The following is a 327-nucleotide window of genomic DNA, read 5'->3' as shown; positions in this document are numbered from 1 at the left end:
TTCAAGTACTGGTTGTACTTAGTGTTGTGGATCTTGAAGTACACTCTGTTGTTCTCCCACAAGGTAATGAACTTCCAACTGACGAGTTCAGTATGCTTGTCTACACCATCGCCGTAGGCAATTCTCTCATTCGAGGGATTGGTTGTGGAACCGAGCTTCAAAGCGAGGTTGTAGTTTCTGTAAATGATCTTGACATAGTTTCCGGCCATGATGAGTCTAAAGTTTAATGGGAAGTACTTTCTAACAATTTCCTGTCCGTTGCCGACCCACAGCTTGTAGCAGTACTCCATGGTGTTCCGTCTCTTGTCAATGATCAGGTTGTTAACT

At 43.7% G+C, this 327-nt stretch carries 1 protein-coding gene; it reads right to left on the bottom strand.

The window, feature by feature from the left end; translation table 11 throughout:
* Window positions 1-290 (bottom strand): hypothetical protein (locus F0U44_RS23955; protein WP_246160759.1); only part of this gene is annotated, 290 nt, incomplete at its 3' end.
* Window positions 291-327 lie beyond the last annotated feature (37 nt).

The organism is Nocardioides humilatus (genome assembly GCF_008373755.1).
Classification (GTDB): Bacteria; Actinomycetota; Actinomycetes; order Propionibacteriales; family Nocardioidaceae; genus Nocardioides; species Nocardioides humilatus.
The sequence above is the reverse complement of the archived record's forward strand: the minus strand, read 5'-3'. Positions and strand labels throughout refer to the sequence as shown.